We start from the raw sequence: 19354 nt of genomic DNA on the forward strand, positions 1-19354 counted from the left end.
GCCGCTACGGCGCCGGCAGCGGGCAGCTTTCCAGCAGCGACGACATCGCCTCAAGAAACACCCGCGTGCGCAGCGGCATCAGCCGGCGCTCGGGAAACACCGCCCAGGCCGTGGAGCCGGGCAACTGCCAGTCCGGCATCAGCTGCCGCAGCCCGCCGAACTCGGCGGCGTGACGCACCAGCAGGCGGTCCACGCCGGCAATGCCCACACCCCGCAGCGCGAGACGGGCCAGCAGGCTGGGCGAGTTCGCCACGCTGCGCTGCGCGGGCAGCACGACGACAGGTGCAGCACCCGCATCGTCGACACGGTTGAGCCGCCAGGGCGCCGGCTCGCCGGTGCGGCTCAGCAGCATCAGCCCGTGCATGCTTTCCAGCGCCTGCGGCAGTAGCGGCTCGCCGACGCGGGCCAGATAGTCGGGCGACGCGTACAGGCCCCAGTGCGTGGTGGCCAGCCGCCGCGCGGCCAGCTGACTGTCCTCGTCCAGCGCGCCCATGCGGATGGCGAGATCGAAGCCCTCGCCGACGATGTCGACACGCCGCGGCGTCAGGTCCAGCTCCAGTTGCACCTCGGGGTACTGGATGGCGAACTCGGCCAGCATGCGCGAGGCCACCTGCTCGGCAAAATCCGCCGGCATGCTGACGCGAAGCCGCCCGCTGGGCTTGCGCTGGCGGTGCAGCGCCAGCGCAAGCGCGCCGTCCACCTCGGCCGCCACCACGCGCGCATGCTCCAGCACGCCGGCCCCGAAGTCCGTCAACGACAGCTTGCGCGTGGAACGCTGCAGCAGCTTCTCTCCCAGCCGCACCTCCAGCGCCGCGATGCGCCGCGACACCGTGCTCTTGGGCCAGTGCACGCGCTCGGCAGCGCGGCTGAAACTGCCGGCCTCCATGACGCGGGCAAACAGCAGCAAATCATCTGCATCGGGTTCCATGGGCCACCTCATTGATCCATCAGCGGAACAATCTTATGCAGATCAGCGGCTTCCGGTGCGCTCAGAGCATTTCTAAAGTTCATCCCATCGCAACCGCCCCTTCCGGAGCTTCAGATGAACATCCTGCAGATCAACGCCAGCGCCCGCCGTGCCACCGATGCCGAGGGCTCCGTCTCCACCCGCCTGGCCAACGAGTTGACCGCCGGGCTGCGTGCCGCCTCGCCTGCCGCCACCGTCACCGTGCGCGACCTGAACGTGACACCCCAGCCCGTGCTGGACGAAGCCGCGCTGGGCGCGCTGTTCACACCCGCCGGCCAGCGCACGCCCGAGCAGGCCGCCCGCGTCGCGCTGGACGATGCGCTGATCGCCGAGCTGCAGGCCGCGGACACGATCGTCATCGGCGTGCCCATGTACAACTTCAACGTGACCGCCCAGTTCAAGAACTGGATCGACGCGGTAGCCCGCGCCGGCGTCACGTTCAAGTACACCGAGCAGGGCCCGGTGGGCCTGGTGACCGGCAAGAAGGTCTACATCGTCACCAGCCGCGGCGGCATCCACCGCGACCAGCCCAGCGACCAGATGACGCCCTACCTGCGCACCGTGCTGGCCTTCCTGGGCATGACGGATGTCGAGTTCGTCTACGCTGAAGGCATGGCCTTCGCCGCCGAGCAGGGCCTGGCCAACGCCCGCGCGCAGATCACTGAACTCCTCGCCGCCTGAACTGGCGCCCCTCGTCCGAGGGGAGACCTTGGCCGGTCCCCCGAGGGGCCGGCGCTCGGCCCGGAAATACTTGAAAGCATCACCATGAGCACCGTCGCCACTTCCCCGTTGACCCGACCGCGCGAGGTCGAGCGCCTCGTTGCCGGCCAGTCGACCAGCGACGGTGCCGGCGTCAAGCTCAGCCGCGTGCTGACGAACACCCTGCAGCGCCGGCTGGACCCCTTCCTGATGCTGGATCACTTCGGCACCGACAACCCCGACGACTACATCGCCGGCTTCCCCGACCACCCGCACCGCGGCTTCGAGACCATCACCTACATGCTCAAAGGCCGCATGCGCCATCGCGATTCGGCGGGCCATGAAGGCCTGATCAGCGACGGTGGCGTGCAGTGGATGACGGCCGGGCGCGGCGTCGTCCACAGCGAGACCCCCGAGCAGAGCGAGGGCCGCATGGCCGGCTTCCAGCTGTGGCTCAACCTGCCGGCGCGGCACAAGATGCGCGAGCCCTGGTACCGCGACATCACCAGCGCCGAGGTGCCCGAGTTCGAACGCGACAACGTGAAGGCCCGCGTCATTGCCGGCGCCAGCCACGGCGTGGCCGGTGCGGTGCAGCGCGACGCCACCGAGCCGCTCTACCTGGACCTGCACCTCGCACCAGGCGCCCGCTTCGAGCAGCCGCTGCCGCCCGAATTCAATGCCTTCGTCTACGTCTACGAGGGCGCGCTGACCTACGACAGCGGCTGCCTGCAGCCGGCCGGGCGCATGGCCATCCTGGCCAACACACCAGCCAGCGACGGCGTGCGCCTGACGGCCGGCCAGCAGCCGACCCGCGCGCTGCTGATCGCCGGCCGGCCGCTGGGCGAGCCCATCGCCCAGTACGGCCCCTTCGTCATGAACACCGAGGCGGAGCTGGTGCAGGCGGTGCGTGATTTCCAAGCAGGCCGCCTCGGATAAATTTGACAAAATTGGCAAAAACAACAAGCCCAGCACCTCTTCCGGTGGACAGCGCAGGGGCGCAACGACGAGACTGATCCCAGGTCGCCACGCTCATCCGAGCCCAGGCACCGCGCCAACCTGGAGACGTGCTCATGAATCCTCTGCACTGGAAGATCGGCCCCCGCCTGGCCGCCGCGATGGCCCTGATGCTGGCGTTGCTGCTGCTGTTATCTGCCGTTGCCGTGTTCCAGATGCTGGCCATGCGTGCGCAGACGGACGACATCACCGACAACTGGCTGCCCAGCGTGTCGCTGACCAACCAGATGAACACCAACACCTCCGACTATCGGATCGCCGAGACCGGCCATGTGCTGGCCACAACGGACGAGGCCATGGCGGCCAGGAACGCCCAGTTGGCGGCCGCGCTGAAGGATCTCGAAAAGAACCGCAGCGCCTATGCCAAGTTGATCAGCTCGCCAGAGGAGCAAAAGCTGTACGACAGCTTCGCCAACGAATGGACGGCCTACCTGGCCGTGCATGCCAGGCTGCATGCGCTGTCGAGCAAGAACGAGAACGAGCAGGCACTGGCGCTGCTGAACGGCGAATCGCAGAAGCTGTTCGACAGCTCCTCCGCCCTGCTGCTCAAGCTGGTGGCCTTGAACAACCAAGGCGCCGAGGCCGCCCGCGTCGCGGCCGGCGCCGCGTTCACGACCGGCCGGCTGGTCATCTTCATCACGCTGGGCGCGTCCGTCGCCATCGCGCTGCTGATGGCACGCCTGCTGATCCGCTCCATCACGGTGCCGCTGCAGCGCGCCGTCGAGGTGGCCGACGCGGTCGCCGAGGGTGACCTGCGCCAGACCGTCGACGCCCACGGCAACGACGAGGCCGCGCTGCTGATGCGCGCGCTGGAACGCATGCGCCAGGGCCTGACGACCACGGTGTCCAGCGTGCGGGCGAATGCCGAGTCCGTCTCCACCGCCAGCAGCCAGATCGCCCAGGGCAACGCCGACCTCAGCCAGCGCACCGAGGAACAGGCCTCGGCCCTGCAGCAGACTGCGGCCACCATGTCCGAGCTGTCCAGCACCGTGCGCAGCAACGCCGACAACGCCCGCCAGGCTGACCAGCTCGCCCGCAGCGCCAGCGAGGCCGCACGCCAGGGTGGCAGCGCGGTGGGCGACGTGGTGGACACCATGCGGGGCATCAGCGACTCCAGCCGCCGCATCGCCGACATCATCGGCACCATCGACGGCATTGCCTTCCAGACCAACATCCTGGCGCTGAACGCGGCCGTCGAGGCCGCCCGAGCCGGCGAGCAGGGCCGCGGCTTCGCGGTCGTGGCCAGTGAGGTGCGCACGCTGGCCCAGCGCAGCGCCGAGGCCGCCAAGCAGATCAAGACGCTGATCACCAGCAGCGTCGAGCAGGTCGAGCGCGGCACGCAGCAGGTCGACACGGCCGGCCAGTCCATGCAGTCGCTGGTGCAGGCCATCCAGCGCGTAACGGACATCGTCGGCGAGATCAGCACCGCCAGCGTCGAGCAGGCCGATGGCGTGGGCCAGGTGGAGCAAGCCGTGACGCAGATGGACCAGGTCACGCAGCAGAACGCCGCGCTGGTCGAGGAGTCCGCCGCCGCCGCCGAGAGCCTGCGCCAGCAGGCCACGCAGATGGTGGAGATCGTGTCGGTGTTCCGCGTCGGCGGCGATGCGGGCCGCGCAGCGCCGGCACCTCGCCCCGCCATGCGCTCAGGCATGCAGGCGCCCCGCCCGGCGCTTGCACCCGCGCGAGCCACAACGACGACCAAGCCAGCCCCCGCCCCGGCGGCCAGGTCGCCCTCAGCGGCACCCGCGCCGGCCGCCCCTCGCCCGGCCGCCCCGGCCGGCGGGGATGACGACTGGACCAGCTTCTAGCCTGGGTGCCACGGCAGCGGGCAAGATGGCGGCATGGACACCGCCCGCCGCCACAGCCCCGCCGCCGAACGCAACGCCCCGCCCCTGCTCGCGCAGCTGCAGCGCCTGCTGCTGCCGGCCGGGCTGATGCTGGAGATCGCCAGCGGCACCGGCCAGCATGCGGCCTGCTTCAGCGCAGGCCTGCCCGGCTGGGTGTGGCAACCCAGCGACGTCGACGCCGTCGCCCTGCCCTCCATTGCGGCCTGGTGCGAGGGGCTGGACCGCGTGCGCCCGGCCATCACGCTGGACGTGCTCGACAACCCCTGGCCCGGCGTGCCCGTGCAGGTGGAGGCGATCTACTGCGCCAACATGCTCCACATCGCGCCCTGGGCCTGCGCGGCGGCACTGATGCAGGGAGCAGCACGGCACCTGTCGCCGACCGGTGTGCTGCTCACCTACGGCCCCTACCTGGAAGACGGCGTGGCCACCGCGGCCAGCAACCTGGCCTTCGATGCAGATCTCCGGACGCGCGATGCCGCCTGGGGGCTGCGGCGGCTGCCTGACGTGGCGGCCATGGCCGCAGCCGCCGGGCTGACGCTGCACGAGCGCATCGCGATGCCGGCCAACAACCTGCTGCTGGTCTGGCGCCGGGTCAGCGCGGCGCCGCCAGCACCGCGCGGATGAATGGCGCCTTGGCCTCGGTGTAGGCGGCCTTGTCCTGCGCATGGCGCTGCACCAGCTCACGCTTCAGCGCGGCATAACGCTCACGCAGTGCGGCATCCTCGCGCAGGCGATCGCGGAAGTGAAGGTGCGCCTGCCAGAGCGCTCCGCCCTGCACCACCGCGTGCAGGTGCACCCGGGGCAGCGTGCCCGCCTCGCGCACGAAGTAGCGCCGCTGCGGGATGTGGGCCTCGTAGGCTGGCCGGTACACCAGGCCACAGCGGGCCAGCGCGTCGACATGCGGCGCCATCTCGTCCAGCGCGCGCACGCCGAGCAGCACGTCCAGCACGGGCTTGGCGCACAGGCCCGGCACTGCCGTGCTGCCGATGTGTTCCAGCGCTGGCACCGCACCGGCCATCGCGGCGCGGATCTCATCCGCCAGCTGCTGGAACTGCACCGGCCAGGCCGGCTGGGCCTGCACGAGTTCGACGGACGCCATGCGGCAGGCGACGCAGCTCAGTGGCCGCCCGCAGCCCCCAGGTAGGTCTCGATGACGCGCGGGTCTGCCGCCAACGCGGCCGCCGGGCCGCTGAGCCCGAACTCGCCGGTCTCCAGCACATGGCCATGGTCTGCTACGCGCAAGGCAGCGCGGGCGTTCTGTTCGACGAGCAGGATGCTGACGCCGCTGGCGCGCAGGTCGTCGACGATGGCGAAGATCTCGCGCACGATCAGCGGCGCCAGGCCCAGGCTGGGCTCGTCCAGCATCAGGAGCTTGGGTTGCCCCATCAGCGCGCGGCCCAGCGCCAGCATCTGGCGCTCGCCGCCGGACAGCGTGCCGGCCGCCTGCGCGCGGCGCTCCTTCAGCCGCGGGAAGCGCGCGTAGACGCTGTCCAGCCCATCGCGCCAGCGCTTGTCGCCGAGCTTGCGAGGCCGCCAGCCACCGAGCAGCAGGTTGTCCTCGACGGTCATGGTGCCGAACAGCTCGCGCTTCTCGGGCACCAGGGCCAGGCCGGCCATGACACGTTCTTCGAGCGTCAGTCGGGCGATGTCCTCGCCGGCAAACCGTAGCGCGGCGCTGCGCGACGGGATCAAGCCCATCAGCGCGCCCAGCATCGTGGACTTGCCCGCGCCGTTGGGGCCAATGACGGTGACGACGCTGTTCTCGGCGGCCGAAAAGCTCAGGCCCTGCAGCACCTCGGCGCGGCCATAGCCGGCGCGCAGGTCATTCACCTCAAGCAACGCGCTCATATCCGCCCCTCGTCCGTCAAGTCATCCGCGCCCAGATAGGCCGCGCGCACGGCAGGGCTGGCCTGCACCTCGGGGGGCGTGCCCTCCATCAGCCAGCGGCCGAACTCCATGACGACGATGCGGTCGGTGAGCTTCATGACGAAGTCCATGTCGTGCTCCACGAGCAGCAGCGACAGGCCCTCGGCCTTCAGCTGCTTCAGCACTTCGGCGAGCGCTTCCTTCTCCTTGTGGCGCAGGCCGGCGGCGGGTTCGTCCAGCAGCAGCAGTGACGGGTCGCTGGCCAGCGCGCGGGCGATCTCCACCAGCCGCTGCGGCCCCAGCGCCAGGTTGCCGGCCAGCTCGAACGCCTGGTCGGCCAGGCCGATGCGGCGCAGCTGGCGCATCGCCTCGGCGCGGGCTTGGCGCTCCTCCGCGCGGTCCAGGCCCAGCATGGCGGCGACGGCGCCGCTCTTGGTGCGCAGGTAGCAGCCGAGCGCGACGTTCTCCAGCACCGTCATGTCGGGCACCAGCTTCACGTGCTGGAAGGTGCGGGACAGGCCGGCGCGGGCGATGTCGCGGCTGCCGCGGCCGTCCACGCGCTGACCCAGCAGTTCGACCTCGCCACGGGTCAGCGGCAGCACGCCGGAGACGAGGTTGAAGGTGGTGCTCTTGCCGGCGCCGTTGGGGCCGATGAGGCCCACGATGTCGCCCGCGCGGATCTGAAAGCTGATGTCGTTGACGGCCACCAGGCCGCCGAACTGCTTGCGAATGGCCCGCACGTCCAGCAGCGCTGCGCCGCGCGGCGGGTGGCTGCGCGAGGCCAGTGGCGGCGCAGTCTCGTCCACCGCCCGCGCGTCACGCGCCGGCAGCACGCGGGCCAGCAGGCGCGACACCAGCGGCCACAGGCCGTCCGGCGCGAAGCGCAGCACCAGCACCAGCACGATGCCGAAAACGATGATCTCGTAATTGCCCGAGCCGCCAAACACCAGGGGCAGCCAGACCTTGAGCTGGTCTTCAGCCAGCTTCACGAGCGCTGCGCCGGCAAAGGCGCCGCCCACGGTGCCGATACCGCCGACGACGGCCATGAACAGGTACTCAATGCCGAACTTGATGCCGAAGGGCGACGGGTTCACGCTGCGCTGCATGTGGGCATACAGCCAACCCGACACGCAGGCCAGCAACGCCGCGATGACGAACATCACCAGCTTGTAGCGCAAGGTGCTGGCGCCCATCGCCTCGGGCATGGTGCTGCCGCCGCCCCGGTTAGCGTTCAGCGCGCGCATGATGCGGCCCGGCCGCGAGTCCAACAGCCGCGTGACACCCAGCGCGGCCAGCAGCGCGGCCCCCCAGATCAGCCAGTAGATGCGGCGCTCGCTCTGGAAGCTGACGTCGCCCAGCGTCACGGCCGGCAGGCCCAACAGCCCGTCGTACTTGCCCAGCACCTCCAGGTTGCCGATCAGGTAGTACAGCGCTAGGCACCAGCAGATGGTGGCCAGCGGCAGGTAGTGGCCGGACATGCGCAGCGTCAGCGCGCCGATGGCCAGCGCCAGCGCCGCCGTGACGGCCAGCCCGGCAATCAAACCCAGCCACGGCGACAGGCCCAGCACCGTCGTCAGGTAGCCCGTGGCGTAGGCGCCCACGCCGGCAAAGGCCGCCTGGCCGAAGGACGTGAGCCCGCCCACGCCGGTCAGCAGCACCAGGCCCAGCACGACCAGCGAGAACAGGCCAATGTAGTTGAGCTGCGTGATCCAGAAGTCCGGCACCGGCAGCAGCGGCAGGCCCAGCAGCAGGACGGTGGCCGCAGCCGCCGGGAGCGGGAAGGGAAAGCGCGTCATCGTCGTCATCAATGTTCTTCGTGATGCGGGTCGACGAAGGACCGCCACAGCAGGATGGGCAGGATCACCGTGAACACGATGACCTCCTTGAACGCGCTGGCCCAGAAGGAGCCAAAGCTCTCGACCAGGCCCACACCGATGGCGCCGGCCAGCGCCATCGGGAAGCTGGCCAGGCCGCCGAACACCGCCGCCACGAAGCCCTTCAGGCCGATCAGGAAGCCGGTGTCGTAATAGATGGTGGTGGACGGCGAGATCAGCAGCCCCGACAGCGCCCCGATGAAGGCCGCCATCGTGAAGCTCAGCGCCCCAGCCGCGTCACCCGAGATGCCCATCAGCTGTGCGCCGGTGCGGTTGACCGACGTGGCCCGCAGGGCCTTGCCCGTCAGCGTGCGCTCGAAGAACAGGAACAGCGCGCCGATCAGCGCGACGGACGCGCCGAAGATGATCAGCGTCTGACCTGTCAGGCTCAGCGGGCCGACGTCGAAGCGGGCCTCCCAGAAGGCCGGCGTGCGCCAGCCCTCGGCACCGAAGAACACCAGGCCCAGGCCGGTGAGCGCGAAGTGCACGCCGACCGAGACGATGAGCAGCGTCAGCACGCTGGCCGCCGACAGCGCGCGGTAGGCCACGCGGTACAGCAGCGGCCCCATGGCCGTGACCAACGCCAGCGTCGCCAACACCTGCACCAGCAGCGGCGCCTGCGCGGCGGCCAGCGCATGCGTGCCGGCCGCGATCAGCAGCGGCACGAGCACTGCCCCCAGCAGCCGCCGCACCAGCCGCCCGGCCGGCCAGCGCTCGCGCCACGCCTGCACGCCGTCCAGCACCGCCACCGCCACCGCCAGCATCACCAGCAACCACACGGTGCCGGGCACCTTGCCCGTCTGCAGCGCGGCCAGCGTCAGCGCGCCGAAGGCGACGAACTCCCCTTGCGGGATGAAGACGATGCGGGTGACCGAGAACACCAGCACCAACGCCAGCGCGACGAGCGCGTAGATGGCCCCGTTGGTCAGGCCGTCCAGGCCGAGGATGGCGGCAATCGTGAGATCCATGGCGGCTCAACTGCGAGTGAGCGGCCATGGTATCGGCGGATATTCGACCGAGCGGTCGGGGTATCACCCGACATCGCCATGCCCCAGCGCCGTTGCGCACGAAGGCTGGCTTCGCGGCAGACTCAGGCCAGTCGCCGCTGCGCCTCGTCGCGCAGGCAGGTCAGCATCAGCTCCGCCCCCGGGGACAGCTGGTGGCCGCGGCGCGTGATGATGCCGTAGGCATCCATGCGCAGGCCCAGCTCGATGCGCAGCACGGTCAGCAGGCCCACGTCGAGGTAGGGCTTCACCAGCTCCTCGGGCAGCGCGACCACCATGTCGGACTGCGCCAGCAGGCTGGTGATGACGGGCAGCGACAGCGTCTCCACGGCCTGCTGCGGCTGGTCCAGGCCAGCGGTCAGGAACAGCGACGTGAGGCGATCGCGCAGGATGCTGCCCGACGGCGGCAGGATCCAGCTTTGGCGGGCCAGCTGCTGCAGGCTGAGATCGTCGCGGCCGGCCAGCGGGTGGCCGGCGCGCACGATCAGTGAATGCGGCTCGTCGATCAGCGGCTCGAAGCTCAGCTGCGCCGCGGACTCGCTGTCCAGCACGCGGCCCACCACCATGTCCAGCTCGCCGTTCTGCAGCTGCTGGGTCATCAGCTTGCTGGTGTCCACCGTGATGGCCACATGCACGCGGGGCTGGCGTGCCTTCAGCGCGACCACCGCCGCAGGCAGCAGCGTGGTGGACGGCGTCAGCACCGAGCCCACGGCCACGCGGCCGGACAGGCCCGACAGCAGCTCCATGACCTCCTGGTGTCCGGCGTCCAGCTCGGCCAGCGCCGCGCCCGCGCGGCGGATCATGACCTCGCCGTACCAGGTCGGCGCCACGCCACGCGGCAGGCGCTCAAACAGCTTCACGCCCAGTGCGTGCTCCAGGTCGGCCAGCAGCTTGGAGGCCGCCGGCTGCGTCAGGTTGGCGGCCTGCGCCGCGTGCAGGATGGAGCCGTGCCGCCCCAGCTCCACCAGCAGCACGAGCTGGCGGGTCTTGAGATGAGAGCGGACGAAGCGGTCGGAGCGCGGATCGGACATGCCTGAATGATGCCCCGCCTACTCGTGATACAGCTGCGAGCGGCCGCCATCGATAAGGATGTCGGTGGCGTTGATGAAACGCGCCTCATCGCTGGCCAGGAACAGCGCCGTGTAGGCCACCTCGATGGGCTCGCCGATGCGCTTCGGTGGCAGCAGGTCGATCTGACGCTGGCGCTCCTCGGGCGTGACGCTGTCCAGCCACTCGACGACGCGCTCCGACAGGATCAGCCCGGGCGAGATGGAGTTCACGCGCACGTTGCGCGCCGCGTACTGAATGCCCAGCGCCTTGGTCATACCGATCAGCGCATGCTTGGCGACCGGGTACGGAAAGGCGTCCGGGATGATGCGGTGGCCGTGCACGGACGCGACGTTGATGATGCTGCCGCCGCCTGCCGCCAGCATGCCGGGCAGCACTGCGCGGCTGCAATGCATGGCGCCTTCCAGGTCCACCGCGAAGCAGCGCTGCCACTGCGCCGTCGTCATCGCCAGCGGCTCGGCGAACACGTTCATGCCGGCGTTGTTGACGAGAACGTCGATAGTGCCGAAACGCGCCGCGCCGCGTGCGGCCATGGCTTGAACCGCCGCCTCGTCGGCGATGTCGGCGGCGATGAACAGCGCGTGGTCCTCGCTCAGCTCGCGCACGAGCGCGGTGCCCAGCGGCTCATCGGCGGCCAGGCCGTTGAGGATGACGCGCGCGCCCTCGGCGACGAACAGCCGCGCGATGGCCTTGCCGATGCCCTGCGTGGCACCGGTCACCAGCGCCACCTTGCCTTGCAAACGGGAACTCATTGCGTGTACTGCTTCCAGATGTCCAGCACAGGCAGCGCCCGGCCCTTGAAATCGAACAGCGTGGTGTTGGACACCACGTTGGGGCCGGGCTCGCCGGAGCCTTCCTTCAGCGCCCAGCCGACCTTGCGGTTGGCGATCATGATCGGGTCCCAGTACAACAGGCCCAGCACGCGCGGATGCGACTTGCAGGCGGCCAGCAGCTCGGCCATGAAGTCGCGCTGGCCCTCGGGGCTGCTCATGCTGGCGGGGTAAGGCCCGTTGTTCTCCAACTGGCCGGGCCAGCCGTCGTGCCGCGTGGGCGAGAAGTTGAAGCCGGCCTCCATGATGAGCAGGTCGCTGTCATAGCGGGCCGAGATGGTGTCGCAGAAGCTCATCAGCTGGGCGACGTTCTTCTGTGTCCAGAACGGGTAATAGGACGGCCCAATGACATCCCACGGCACGCCTTGCGCCCGCGCGTTGTCGAACCAGTCACGGTACTTGGGCACGTCGCCACCACCGTCCAGGTGCAGCACGACCCTGGACGCAGGGCTGACGGCCTTGACCGCCGCGTAGCCCGCCTTCAGCAGCGCGCCCAGGCGCGGCCAGTCGCTGGTGCGGCCCCAGGGGTAGAGCATGCCCATCTCGATCTCGTTGCCCAGCGACACGAACTCGGGCGCCGTACCCTGGTCCACCAGCGCCTTCATCACTTCACGCGTGCGCTGCTCGACGAGCGCCAGCAGGCGCTCGAAGCGCGCCGTGTCGTCGGGCAGCCGGGCCAGCTCGCGGCGCCACGCGTGCGGCGGATCCTGCGTCTTGGAGTTGGTCCAGAAGTCGCTGTAGTGGAAGCTGAACTGGATCTGCAGGCCCTGCGCCTTCGCGCGGCGCGACAGTGCCAGCACGTCGGGCAGGTCCATCGAGCCCTCGGGCCAGTACCAGCCGTCGGCGCCAGTCCCGGAGCCGGTGCGGTCGTACAACCGGATGCGCGCGATGTTGTGGCCGTAGCGCTTCAGGATGGCGAGGCAGTCGCCGGGCTGGCCGTCGCGGTCACGGTAGACCGCGCCGGCGCGCTCCATCCACGTCAGTGCGGAGATGTCGCCACCGGCGAGCAGCGGCGCCTTGGCCGCATGGGCTGCCGGCAGCGCGCTAGCCAGCGCGGCGGCCAGCAGCGTGCGGCGATCAATTGCGACGTTCACCGCGAGTCTTCAGTTGGTCGAGAAGCACGGCAGCCAGCAGGATCAGGCCGCGCACCAGGTACTGGTAGAACGCATCGACGTTCAGCAGATTCATGACGTTCTCGACCGTGCCCATGATGAGCACGCCGATGACGACGCCGAAGATGCGCGCCTTGCCACCGGCCAGCGACACGCCGCCCAGCACGCAGGCGGAGATGACGTCCAGCTCGAAGCCGGTGGCCGCATTGGGCTGGCCGCTGGTGATGCGGGCCGACAGGATCAGGCCCGCCAGCGCCGCGACGACGCCCTGAAGAAGGAAGATCCACACGCGCAGCCGCTCCACGCGCACACCCGCCAGCCGCGCGGCCTCGGGGTTGCCGCCGATCGCCAGCGTGTTGCGGCCGAACACCGTGTGGTTGAGCAGCACGCCGAAGACGATGAAGCACACGACCGTCATCCAAATCGGCAGCGGCAGGCCCAGCACCACGGTGTCGCCGAAGGCGAAGAAGCTCTCGTCGGCAATGCCCACGGCCTGGCCCTTGGACGCGATGAACGCGAGGCCGCGCACCATCAGCATGGTCGCCAGCGTGGCGATCAGCGCATTGACGCGCAGGTAGGAGATCAACACGCCATTGCCCGCGCCGATCAGCGCACCGGCCAGCAGGCCGGCGCCGATGGCGATGGGCACGCTGCCAGTGCTCTCCAGCACCATGGCCCCCAGCACGCCGGCGAAGGCAATCGTGGAGCCGACGCTGAGGTCGAAGTCACGCGAGGCCAGGCACAGCATCATGGTGCAGGCCACCATGCCGATCTGCGCCACCGACAGCAGCAGGCCGACGATGTTGGCCGACGAGAAGAAGTTTTCGACGCTGAAGGACAGCACGACGAAGAGCACCAAGTAGCCCAGCGTCATGCTGTGCTCCTTGAGCAAGGCGCGGGAGGTGTGGGTCATGGCGGGGCTGGGCGACGCGGCGGTCGTGGAGGTGGTCGTGTTCATGGTCAGTGCGCCGCTGTGGCGCCGTCAGGCAGTGCGAGCGCCAGCGCAGCGGTTTCGCTGGCCGAGGCGCGGTCCAGTTCGCCGCTGATGCGGCCGTCGCGCATCACGATGAGGCGGTCGGAGATGCCCAGCACTTCGGGCAGCTCGCTGGAGATGACGATGACACAGCAGCCCGAGGCCGCGACGTCGTGGATGATCTTGTAGATTTCATTCTTGGCACCCACGTCGATGCCGCGGGTCGGCTCGTCGAGGATGAGCACCTTCAGGCCCGGCTCGGCCAGCCAGCGCGCCAGGATGACCTTCTGCTGGTTGCCGCCCGACAGCAGGCGGATCTCCTGCTCACGGTTGGGTGTCTTGATGCGCAGCTTCTTGATGAAGTCGTCGGCCCGCTGCGCCTCCTGCGCATGCCGCAGGAACACGCCGCCGGCCAGGCCGTGGCGGCGGCAGCTGATGTTGATGTTCTCGGCCACGGACGAGTGGGCCAGGATGCCCTGCTCCTTGCGGTCCTCGGGGCACAGCACGATGCCGGCGGCAATCGCATCGGCCGGCGCGCTGGCGCGCACGGGCTGGCCGTCCAGCAGCACCTCGCCGCCGCGGCGCGGGTCGGCGCCGTACAGCAGGCGCATCAGCTCGCTGCGGCCCGCGCCCACCAGGCCGAAGAAGCCCAGCACCTCGCCGCCGCGCATCGCGAAGCTCAGCGGCTCGGGCAGGCGGTCGCTGCGCAGGCCACGCGCCTCCAGGCGCACCGGCCCCTGCTGGCGGCTGCGGTAGTCGTAGATGTCCTTCACCTCGCGGCCGACCATGTCGCTGATGAGGCGGTCGCGCGGCACGTCGGCCATCACGTCATGCGTCACGATCTTGCGGCCGTCGCGGAAGATGGTGCAGGCATCGCACAGTTCGTAGAGCTCTTCCAGGCGGTGCGAGATGTAGATCAGCGTGCGGCCCTCAGAACGCAGGCGCTTGACGAGGCGGAACAGGATCTCGGTCTCGCGATGCGACAGGCTGCTGGTGGGCTCGTCGAAGGCAATGACCTTGGCGTCCTGCATGACGGCCTTGCAGATTTCCACCATCTGGCGCTGCGCGATCGACAGGTCCGACAGGCGCGAGGCCGGGTCGAGGTCCACGCCGATGTTGGCCAACTGCGCGGCCACCATCTGGCGCGCGGCCTTGTGGTCGACGAGGCCAAAGCGCGTGGGCAGGCGGCCCAGCAGCACGTTCTCGGCCACGGTCAGCTCGGCCACGTACTGCAGCTCCTGGTGAATGATGGCCACGCCGGCGGCGATGGCGTCGCCAGCCGACGTGAAGTGGCGCTCCTGGCCGTCCACGACCAGGCGCCCGCCGTCGGGCTTGTACTGGCCGCCCAGGATCTTCAGCAGCGTGCTCTTGCCCGCGCCGTTCTCGCCCAGCAGGCCCATGACCTGGCCCGGGTGCGCTTGGAAGCTCACTCCATTCAGCGCCTTGACGCCGGGAAAGACCTTGCTGATGTTGTCGAACTGCAGAGCCGCCATCACAAACCCATTTGCTTGCGGATGTCCGCTTGGTTTTGACGGGTCATCAGCACGCCGCTGGTCAGCGTGACCGCGGGCGGCTGCTTGCCCTGCGTGGCCCACTCGAACACCATCGTCGCGGTCTCGTAGCCGTGGCGCTTGGGGCTGATCAGCACGGTGCCGAAGAAGCCGGTGGCGGTGGGCTTGGTGAACTCGTTCAGCGCGGTCTGGCTGCCGCCGATGCCGATGGCCAGCATCGCGTCGGCCTTGATGCCACGGCCCTCGCCGGCGCGCACGGCACCCAGCGCGGCTTCGTCGTTCAGGCCGAAGGCGACCCACTTCTTGAACTTTGCGTTCTTCGTGAACGCGATGTTGGCCGCGTTGAAGGCGCTCTCGGTGTCGGTCTTGGCCTGCGGCGCATCGACGATGTTGGCGGCCGGCACGCCGGCGGCCTTCAGCGCATCGGCGGCGCCCATGGTGCGCTCGCGGCCGGTGGGCAGCTGGTCGTAGGCGACGCGCAACACACCGACTTCGTCGAGCTTCCAGCCCCGGGCCTTGATTTCGGCCAGCAGGCCAGCACCGACCTGCTTGCCGATCTCGTAGCCCGAGATGCCCATGTGCGGGATGTCGGCGATGGGCTTGCCGGCGCCGTCAACGAGCTGGTCGTCCACGGAGATGACCTTGAGCTTGTGGCGCTTGGCGGCGCGGTTGATGGCCAGGCCCAGCTTCACGTCGGGCGCGCAGATGACGAAGCCGACAGCTTTCTGCGCGGCCAGGTTGTCGATGGCGGCCAGCGTCTTCTCGCCGTTGGGCACGCCGATCTTCACGAGCGTGAAGCCCTTGTCCTTGGCAGCCTGTTCGGCAAACTTCCATTCGTCCTGGAACCAGGGTTCCTCGGCCTGCTTGACGAGGAAGCCGACCTTGACCGGCTCGGCGGCTTGCAGCGCAAAGGGCGTGGCCAGTGCGGCCAGGGTGAAAGCGCGTCGTTGCATCTTCATGGTCAGGTCTCCTCAGTCTTGGAACAAGGTATCGGGTACGCCCAGCGCCCGGGACAGGCGCCGCCCGAACAGGCTGCCGGACAGCGGCTGCGCGGCCAGGGCCTCGCGGCCCAGCTCGGCGCGGGCAGTGGTGATCATCAGGTGATCCAGCGCCTCGCCACCGAGGGCGGGGCAGCTGGTGTGGGCGGCCGGGGCGTCAAAGGCGCCCATCAGACGGCCCGCGGGGTCGTAGCGTGCCACACGGCCGGCCCCCCACTGCGCGTTCCACAGGCAGCCCTCAGCGTCGATGACCGAGCCGTCGGGCCAGGCATCGGGGCGGTCCATCTGCGTGAACAGGCGTACGTTGTCGACCTGGGCGGTCTCGGCGTCATAGTCGCACTGCTGGATACGCTGGCTCAGTGAGTCGCAGAAGTACATCGTGCGGCCGTCCAGGCTGAAGCAGATGCTGTTGGCAATGGCCACGGCCGGCAGCGCCAGCCGCCGCAGGCCGTGCTGCGTGGCGTACTGGTAGAAGCTGGCGATTGGCCGCTTCTCCTTGGCCTCGTTCAGCGTGCCGAACACGAAGTGGCCGTGCCGGTCGGTGCGGCCGTCGTTGATGCGGGTGCGCGGCTCGGCCGCGTCCACGGGCACCAGCGTCTGCAGCTGCGTCAGCGACAGATCGTCGCCCAGCGTGGCGATGCACAGCCGCTTGGCCAGGCCCAGCAGCACGCGGCCGGACACGGTGTGGGCAAAGCTGCCCAGCCGGTCCGGCAGACGGCAGGACTCGGCCGCATCGCTGCCGGGCCGCCACGCATGCAGCGTGGCCCCCTCGATGTCCGTCCACCACCAGCGCCCGCCCTGCCACAGCAGACCTTCGCCGAGGGTGGCGCCGAAGGGCAGCGCCAGTTCGAGTTCGCCGTCCAGCGTCATGCTCAGAGATCCAGGTGCAGGCTCACGGCGTAGCGGCGATCGTCTGCGTAGGTGCCGCGGGCCAGGTTGCCCACGCCGTAGGTGCTCTGGCGCACCGTGCGCGTCAGGTTGTTGGCCTCGACGGCGAGCTTGAGCTGCGACGTGATGGACCAGCTGGCGTAAGCGTCCAGCATGCCGTAGCCCTTCAGGAACACGGGCGTCTGCGCGATGACGGTGCCATTGCTCGGGTAGTAGTTGCTGACACCAGCCAGGTACTTGCTGCGGTAGTTGTAGGCCAGGCGCAGCGCGACCTGCTCGTAGTCGTACATGCCCACCACATTGAAGCTGCTGCGCGACAGGCCTTCCAGCTGCGTCTTCTGGCCTGCAATCGCGCCCGGCGCGGAACTGTCCACGTAGGTGGCATTGGCCTGCAGGCCCAGGCCACGCAGCGCGCCCGGCAGGCTGGTGAAGAAGGCCTGGTAGCCGATTTCCACGCCCTTGATGCTGCCGTCCTCGCCATTGCTGGGCGTGGAGACGGTGTAGGTCGTGCCCTGGTAGGCCAGGCTCTGCGTGCGGGTCTGCAGGAAGCCGTCCACGCGCTTGTGGAAGGCGGCGCCGTAGACGTGGTCGCTCTTGTTCAGGTAGTACTCGAGCGACAGATCCAGCTGGCGGGCATGCAGTGCGCCCAGCGTCGGGTTGCCGAGGTAGCCGGTGCGGTCGTTGGCGTTCAGGCTCAGCGACGGCGTCAGCTGGTCAAAGTGGGGCTGCGTGACGACTTTGGACGCGCCGAAGCGGGCCACCAGCTTGTCCGTCAGGTCCAGCCGCGCGTTCAGGCTGGGCAGCCACTCGTTGTCGCGGGTCTTCAGCGTCGTGGGCGTGCCGGCCGCGGTGGTGTAACGGCGCTCGCCCTCGGTGCGCACATGGCGCAGGCCCACGTTGCCGGACAGCGGCAGGCCGGCCAGTTCGCTGTCGAAGTCGGCCACGCCGTACAGCGCCTGGGTCTTCTCGCGGTAGTCGAAGGTCTGGGCGGCGTCGAAAGCCGGCACCGTCAGGCCCATCGCGGCGCGGGCCGTGGCGGGCTCGCGCAGCCAGGCCAGGTCGGTGACGGACAGCCACTGGCGCGGCGTGTTGCCGGCGCCGGCGTACTTCAGCAGGTCGCCCTCGCCGATGACGCCGATCTTGGCGGCCAACGCCGGCGCGGCCCCGGCAACCGGGCCCGTGGCGGCAGCGCTCCACAGGTTGTCGATGGTGTTGATCTCGGCACTCGTCGCCTGTCGGTCAGACAGGCGCACGCCGGTGCGAACGCGCGACAGCACGCCGTCGAAGCGGCGCTCGCCATCCAGGCGGGCCGTGGTTTCCTTGCCGGTGTTCTGCTGCTTGAAGTACAGCGCCTTGTCGGCCCAGTACTGCGACGGCGTCGTCAGGTCAGCCGCGCCGGCCAGCACCGGGTAAGCCGAGGGCAGTTCGGTCGTCAGGTCGAAGCCGAAGCCGGGGTTGTTGGTCCACACGCCCAGGCGGGCTTCCTGGTAGAGGCGGCTGAAGTCGCTCTTCGTGTGGCCCAGTTCGGACTTGACGGTCCAGTCCTGCACCTTCCACTTGCCACTGACGGCGGCCTGCGTGGTCTTGGTGTCGTTGTCGGCGACGAATGCCGACGTGCTCATGCTGGCGCCCCAGAACTTGCCGCTGGCCAGGTTGCCGTTGGCGTCCTTGGTGACGGCCCCGTTGGGCCACAGCGCACCGAGGTTGGTGGCGGCGGTCCAGTTGGCCCAGAAGGGCGAGCCGAAGAAGCCGTAGGTGTCGGTCTTCGTCTTCAGGCGCGTGTGGTGCACGTCCAGCGCGTACTCGGTGTCGCGGTTGGGGCGGTACTGCAGCGCAGCGGTCACGCCGGTGCGGTCGCGCGTGCCCAGCTCATAGGCGTTCCACACGCCGGTGGGCGCGAACGGGCCGGAGCCGTCGGCGATTTGGGCCGGTGCACCCAGCTCCTGCGTGTCAGCGCGGTAGGCGCGCTGCTGCTTGGCCACGCTGACCAGTGCGCCGACCTGCTGGCCGCCGCCCAGGTCCCAGCGGTTGCTGGCCAGCACGGAGCCTTCGAACTTGCGCTTGTCGGCCAGGTCGGCCTGGGTGCTCTTGACGGTGGCGGCGAGTTTGGCGCCGGTGAAGTCGAAGGGCTTGCGGGTGCGCAAGTCGATGAGGCCGGCGATGCCGCCCTCGACCTGGTCGGCCGTGGGCGTCTTGTAGACATCGGCACCCGCCAGCAACTCGGCGGGCACATCCTGGAAGGACAGGCCGCGCTCCTTACCGGCGGTGAAGATGGCGCGGCCGTTCAACAGCGTCTGCGTCTGCGAGAGGCCGCGCACCTGCACGCGGTCACCTTCGCCGCGATTGCGCGAGATCTGCACGCCGGCGATGCGCTGCAGCGCCTCGGCGACGTTGGCGTCCGGCAGCTTGCCGATGTCGTCGGCGACGATGGAGTCGACGATCTGGTCGGCGTTGCGCTTGAGGTCTTGCGCCTTGGAGAGACTTGCCTTGATGCCGGTGACGACGACGGTCTCCAGCGACTCGGTGGCGGGGGCCTGCTGCGCCCAGGCGGGCGCGGTGAACAGCAGGCTGGCCGCGAGCGCCAGGCGATGGCGGGACGGGGCGGGCGGGCGAAGGAACATGGGATCTCCGGGTCTTTATCGTTGTGGGGCTCTGCGGCCCTGCCGGACCCTCAACGGCCGGCGGGCCGTAAGTTACGGGCCC

Annotated in this window: 17 protein-coding genes; 4 read left to right on the forward strand and 13 right to left on the reverse strand. The window is 69.5% G+C overall.

Annotated elements, in window-relative coordinates; genetic code table 11:
- Positions 1-4: 4 nt before the first annotated feature.
- Complete coding sequence (locus tag ACG0Z3_RS14150; protein ID WP_394398456.1) at positions 5-928, reverse strand: LysR family transcriptional regulator; 924 nt, start codon at positions 926-928, stop codon at positions 5-7.
- 114 nt (positions 929-1042) lie between these two features.
- On the opposite strand from ACG0Z3_RS14150, the gene ACG0Z3_RS14155 reads away from it, so the two are divergent.
- From ACG0Z3_RS14155 to ACG0Z3_RS14170, 4 genes are all read left to right on the forward strand, one after another.
- A complete protein-coding gene (locus tag ACG0Z3_RS14155; RefSeq protein ID WP_394398458.1) occupies positions 1043-1648 on the forward strand; it encodes an FMN-dependent NADH-azoreductase in 606 nt (201 codons plus the stop codon).
- An 84-nt stretch (positions 1649-1732) separates the two neighbouring features.
- Positions 1733-2602, forward strand: coding sequence for a pirin family protein (locus tag ACG0Z3_RS14160; RefSeq protein ID WP_394398460.1), 870 nt, complete (start codon positions 1733-1735; stop codon positions 2600-2602).
- Between the two features lie 134 nt (positions 2603-2736).
- Complete coding sequence (locus tag ACG0Z3_RS14165) at positions 2737-4488, forward strand: methyl-accepting chemotaxis protein (protein WP_394398462.1); 1752 nt, start codon at positions 2737-2739, stop codon at positions 4486-4488.
- 33 nt (positions 4489-4521) lie between these two features.
- Positions 4522-5151 carry a DUF938 domain-containing protein gene (locus ACG0Z3_RS14170; protein ID WP_394398464.1) on the forward strand — a complete coding sequence of 210 codons (630 nt, stop codon included), beginning with the start codon at positions 4522-4524 and terminating at the stop codon, positions 5149-5151.
- Here ACG0Z3_RS14170 and ACG0Z3_RS14175 read toward each other — a convergent pair.
- The 12 genes from ACG0Z3_RS14175 to ACG0Z3_RS14230 form a co-directional block, all read right to left on the reverse strand.
- A complete protein-coding gene (locus ACG0Z3_RS14175; RefSeq protein ID WP_394398466.1) occupies positions 5120-5626 on the reverse strand; it encodes a GrpB family protein in 507 nt (168 codons plus the stop codon). The genes ACG0Z3_RS14170 and ACG0Z3_RS14175 overlap by 32 nt on opposite strands.
- A gap of 17 nt (positions 5627-5643) precedes the next feature.
- The gene (locus ACG0Z3_RS14180) at positions 5644-6375 is read right to left on the reverse strand and encodes an ABC transporter ATP-binding protein (RefSeq protein WP_394398468.1); all 732 of its coding nucleotides are present in this window, start codon (positions 6373-6375) and stop codon (positions 5644-5646) included.
- Positions 6372-8189, reverse strand: coding sequence for a branched-chain amino acid ABC transporter ATP-binding protein/permease (locus ACG0Z3_RS14185; RefSeq protein ID WP_394398756.1), 1818 nt, complete (start codon positions 8187-8189; stop codon positions 6372-6374). Before ACG0Z3_RS14185 ends, ACG0Z3_RS14180 begins: the two co-directional genes overlap by 4 nt.
- 8 nt (positions 8190-8197) lie before the next feature.
- Entirely contained in the window at positions 8198-9235 is a 1038-nt protein-coding gene (locus ACG0Z3_RS14190) for a branched-chain amino acid ABC transporter permease (RefSeq protein WP_394398471.1), read from the reverse strand.
- Positions 9236-9357: 122 nt separating this feature from the next.
- Positions 9358-10302 carry a LysR substrate-binding domain-containing protein gene (locus tag ACG0Z3_RS14195; protein ID WP_394398475.1) on the reverse strand — a complete coding sequence of 315 codons (945 nt, stop codon included), beginning with the start codon at positions 10300-10302 and terminating at the stop codon, positions 9358-9360.
- An 18-nt stretch (positions 10303-10320) separates the two neighbouring features.
- Entirely contained in the window at positions 10321-11091 is a 771-nt protein-coding gene (locus ACG0Z3_RS14200) for an SDR family oxidoreductase (protein ID WP_394398477.1), read from the reverse strand.
- Positions 11088-12263 carry a glycoside hydrolase family 53 protein gene (locus ACG0Z3_RS14205; protein WP_394398479.1) on the reverse strand — a complete coding sequence of 392 codons (1176 nt, stop codon included), beginning with the start codon at positions 12261-12263 and terminating at the stop codon, positions 11088-11090. Before ACG0Z3_RS14205 ends, ACG0Z3_RS14200 begins: the two co-directional genes overlap by 4 nt.
- Positions 12247-13194, reverse strand: a complete 948-nt coding sequence (gene araH, locus ACG0Z3_RS14210; protein WP_394398758.1) for an L-arabinose ABC transporter permease AraH — start codon at positions 13192-13194, stop codon at positions 12247-12249. The genes ACG0Z3_RS14205 and araH overlap by 17 nt, the downstream gene beginning before the upstream one ends.
- A gap of 47 nt (positions 13195-13241) precedes the next feature.
- Positions 13242-14750 carry an L-arabinose ABC transporter ATP-binding protein AraG gene (araG, locus tag ACG0Z3_RS14215; RefSeq protein ID WP_394398481.1) on the reverse strand — a complete coding sequence of 503 codons (1509 nt, stop codon included), beginning with the start codon at positions 14748-14750 and terminating at the stop codon, positions 13242-13244.
- Entirely contained in the window at positions 14747-15718 is a 972-nt protein-coding gene (locus tag ACG0Z3_RS14220) for an arabinose ABC transporter substrate-binding protein (RefSeq protein WP_394398760.1), read from the reverse strand. Before ACG0Z3_RS14220 ends, araG begins: the two co-directional genes overlap by 4 nt.
- A gap of 18 nt (positions 15719-15736) precedes the next feature.
- Positions 15737-16633 carry an SMP-30/gluconolactonase/LRE family protein gene (locus ACG0Z3_RS14225; RefSeq protein ID WP_394398483.1) on the reverse strand — a complete coding sequence of 299 codons (897 nt, stop codon included), beginning with the start codon at positions 16631-16633 and terminating at the stop codon, positions 15737-15739.
- A 2-nt stretch (positions 16634-16635) separates the two neighbouring features.
- The gene (locus ACG0Z3_RS14230) at positions 16636-19272 is read right to left on the reverse strand and encodes a TonB-dependent receptor (RefSeq protein ID WP_394398485.1); all 2637 of its coding nucleotides are present in this window, start codon (positions 19270-19272) and stop codon (positions 16636-16638) included.
- Positions 19273-19354 lie beyond the last annotated feature (82 nt).

Origin of the sequence: Pelomonas margarita, from assembly GCF_043555875.1 — a bacterium.
Classification (GTDB): Bacteria; Pseudomonadota; Gammaproteobacteria; order Burkholderiales; family Burkholderiaceae_C; genus Pelomonas; species Pelomonas margarita.